We start from the raw sequence: 2941 nt of genomic DNA on the forward strand, positions 1-2941 counted from the left end.
AACTCGCATGTGGCCCAACTGGTCACCGATGCGGTGTTCAACGCCGAACATGCCGGGCCGGGGATCCCCGGCCACCATCGGGGCGACCGTGACTTGGAACGGCTGCACCACAACAGAAGTCACAGTGAGTCGCAGGCTCGATGAACGCCCACCACCACGACCACGACGGTCACCGGCACGATCACGACCACGCCCACGATCACAATCACGGCCACGATCACGGCTACCAGCACGGAACCGGGTTGCGGGGCGTCGTCCGGGAGATGTTCGTCCCGCACAGCCACGACCCGGCCGACAGCGTCGATGACGCGCTGGAATCGAGCGCCCAGGGAATCCGGGCGGTCAAGCTCAGCCTGCTTGCGCTGGGTGTGACGGCGCTCTTCCAACTGGCGATCGTGGCGCTGTCCGGCTCAGTGGCGTTGGCGGCCGACACCATTCACAACTTCTCCGACGCGCTCACCGCGATCCCGTTGTGGATCGCCTTCGTCCTCGGCCGCAAGGCCGCCACCAAGCGCTACACCTACGGATTCGGCCGCGCCGAAGACCTGGCCGGGCTCTTCGTGCTGATGATGATCGCCCTGTCGGCGGCCGTCGCCGGCTACCAGGCGGTGCGACGGCTCATCCACCCGGTCGTGATCGAGAACCTCGGCTGGGTGGCGGCCGCCGGATTGATCGGCTTCCTGGGCAACGAACTGGTGGCGCTCTACCGCATCCGGGTCGGGCGGCGGATCGGGTCGGCGGCCCTGGTGGCCGACGGACTGCACGCGCGCACCGACGGATTCACCTCGCTGGCAGTGGTTCTCGGCGCCGCCGGTGTGTGGCTGGGCTTCCCGCTGGCCGATCCGATCGTCGGGCTGCTCATCACCGTGGCCATCCTGCTGGTGTTGCGCAGCGCGGCCCGGGATGTACTGTCCCGCCTGCTCGACGGGGTGGACCCGCGTCTGGTGGAGACCGCTGAGCAGGCCTTGGCCGCCGAGCCGGGCGTGATCGGTGTGCGGCGTCTACGGATGCGCTGGATCGGGCACTCGCTGCAGGCTGATGCCGAACTCGACATCGACCCCGCGATCAGCCTGGAGCAGGCTCACAAGTTGGCACACAACGCCGAGCACAGCCTGACCCACGCGGTGCCGAAGCTGTCGGCGGCGCTCATTCATGCGTATCCGGCTCACCAGTAGGCCGCTACTTCACGTCGAGTTCGGCGTACATGCCGGAGCCGTAGTGGCCGGGGATGTTGCAGATCAGTTCGTATCGGCCCGCCGGCAGGTTCACCGTGATCCACGACCAGGATCCTGGAGCGATCCCGTCGCCCTCGCCGGCGCCACAGGTTTGGGCGGCTTCGCCGAGACTGCCCTCTTCATCCACCCGCCCATCGGCTCCGACCGGCCGTTGGCCCGGCTGCCGGCCAGCCGCCAGCGGCATCACCATTGCTTCGTGTGTCAGACCGCCGCGGTTGGCCACCCGCAGCGACACCGGACCCGCCGGCACCGACATCGGCGTGGCGGCGATGCTCATCATGCCGGCCATGCCTGCGTTCATGCCGTGGCCCATCATGCCCCGGTTCATACCGGGCCCCATCATTCCCGGCCCCATCATGTCGCCCATGTCGGTGAGCGCGACGTCGACGACCGAGCCGGGCAGGGCGGGGGGAGCGCAGAGCGCAGGCTGCGCCGGCGGCGGACCGCCGCCGGTGGCCAGGGCGAGCGCCCCGGTGGTGCCTACGCCCAGAACCACCGAGGCCACGCCCACCAATAGGGCAGTGCGTGGCCAGGATTCGGTCACCGCCCGGTCCCCGAGTGCTCCCGCAGCAGGACCATCCGGCGCTGGTATTCGTCGGCGTCGATCTCTCCCCTGGCGAACCGCTCGGCCAGCAGCAGGCTGGGTGTTGATTGCGGTGGTGCGTTCTGCGGGTCATGGGGCGCCGAGCCGAAATAGCGTGCCGCTGCGACGACCGCCCCGATGACCAGGGCGAAGAACATGATCATCCCCAGGGTCATCATCAGCCAGCCGCCCCATCCCCAGCCGCCGTTCCACATCCAATTACCGCCACACATGGGTGCTCCGATCTCCCCGACCCGTGGGCTGCACTCCCCATGATGCTCCTATTTCCCCGTCGGCGACACGGCTGAGTGGCACCTCGACGCCGAAGGTGAAGACTGGACGTTATGTCCGAGATTGAGTTGGCCGAGCATTGGGACGCGGCGTACGCGCAGGGGGAGACGACCCGCAGTTGGTTCGAGGACGAACCGGTCATGTCGCTGCGGTTGATCGATGCGGCCGCCGCCGGCGCCGACGCGAGTGTGGTGGATATCGGAGGTGGAACGTCGCGTCTGGTGGACAGCCTGCTGACGCGCGGGCATACCGACCTGACGGTGGTGGATGTGTCGGCCGAGGCGCTGCGCATCGCCCAGGTGAGGCTGGGGCCGCAGGCCGAACGGGTGCGGTGGATACACGCCGACATTCGCTCGTGGACGCCGGGCCGGATGTTCGACGTCTGGCACGACCGCGCGGTGCTGCACTTCCTCACCGCTGCCGACGATCAGGATCGCTACCGTCGCAACCTGATTGGGGCGACGCATCCCGGTTCGGTCGCCGTGTTCGGCTGCTTCGCGCCCGGCGGGCCGACGCACTGTTCGGGGCTGCCCGTGGTGCGTCGCGACCCCGCCGGGCTGGCGGAGTTCCTCGGTGCCGACTGGTCGATGGTCGCCCAGGACCGGGAGTCGCACCCCACACCGAGCGGGGGTGTGCAGCCGTTCAGTTGGGCGGCTTTCGTGCGTTCGGGCGGGTGAGGGGCGCAAGCCCGCTAGGCTCTTGCTCTCCGCCTTGCGCTTCGTGGACTTCGGGGAACTGTCCTTCGAACCGCAGCCCAGGGCGTCCCCGGTGGCAGCAGCGTCGTGCCGGACAACAGCCGTTTGAACTCGTCGATACCGGATCGGTTGTTGGA

General features: G+C 68.5%; 4 protein-coding genes and 1 pseudogene. 3 read left to right on the top strand and 2 right to left on the bottom strand.

Annotated features, from left to right (window positions below; translation table 11 throughout):
* Positions 1-144, top strand: a pseudogene (locus ADBZ6I_RS16880) (ArsR family transcriptional regulator); the annotation flags it as partial.
* Complete coding sequence (locus ADBZ6I_RS16885) at positions 141-1175, top strand: cation diffusion facilitator family transporter (protein ID WP_526385889.1); 1035 nt, start codon at positions 141-143, stop codon at positions 1173-1175. The pseudogene ADBZ6I_RS16880 and the gene ADBZ6I_RS16885, both read left to right, overlap by 4 nt.
* Before the next feature lie 4 nt (positions 1176-1179).
* Here the strand turns inward: ADBZ6I_RS16885 and ADBZ6I_RS16890 are convergent, their stop codons facing one another.
* Both ADBZ6I_RS16890 and ADBZ6I_RS16895 read right to left on the bottom strand, forming a co-directional pair.
* Positions 1180-1779 (bottom strand): sulfocyanin-like copper-binding protein, encoded by a 600-nt coding sequence (locus tag ADBZ6I_RS16890; protein WP_526385891.1) that lies wholly within the window; start codon positions 1777-1779, stop codon positions 1180-1182.
* Positions 1776-2051, bottom strand: coding sequence for an SHOCT domain-containing protein (locus ADBZ6I_RS16895; protein WP_526385893.1), 276 nt, complete (start codon positions 2049-2051; stop codon positions 1776-1778). The genes ADBZ6I_RS16890 and ADBZ6I_RS16895 overlap by 4 nt, the downstream gene beginning before the upstream one ends.
* Positions 2052-2162: 111 nt before the next feature.
* On the opposite strand from ADBZ6I_RS16895, the gene ADBZ6I_RS16900 reads away from it, so the two are divergent.
* On the top strand, positions 2163-2786 hold the full coding sequence (locus ADBZ6I_RS16900) for a class I SAM-dependent methyltransferase (RefSeq protein ID WP_526385895.1): 624 nt from the start codon (positions 2163-2165) through the stop codon (positions 2784-2786).
* The last annotated feature ends 155 nt before the right edge of the window (positions 2787-2941 follow it).

This window comes from Mycobacterium sp., from assembly GCF_044342925.1.
Taxonomy (GTDB): domain Bacteria; phylum Actinomycetota; class Actinomycetes; order Mycobacteriales; family Mycobacteriaceae; genus Mycobacterium.

Coding starts and splice junctions, on each gene's coding strand:
- ADBZ6I_RS16895 (WP_526385893.1), bottom strand. CDS start 2,051: ATGTGTGGCGGTAATTGGATGTGGAACGGCGGCTGGGGATGGGGCGGC.
- ADBZ6I_RS16900 (WP_526385895.1), top strand. CDS start 2,163: ATGTCCGAGATTGAGTTGGCCGAGCATTGGGACGCGGCGTACGCGCAG.
- ADBZ6I_RS16885 (WP_526385889.1), top strand. CDS start 141: ATGAACGCCCACCACCACGACCACGACGGTCACCGGCACGATCACGAC.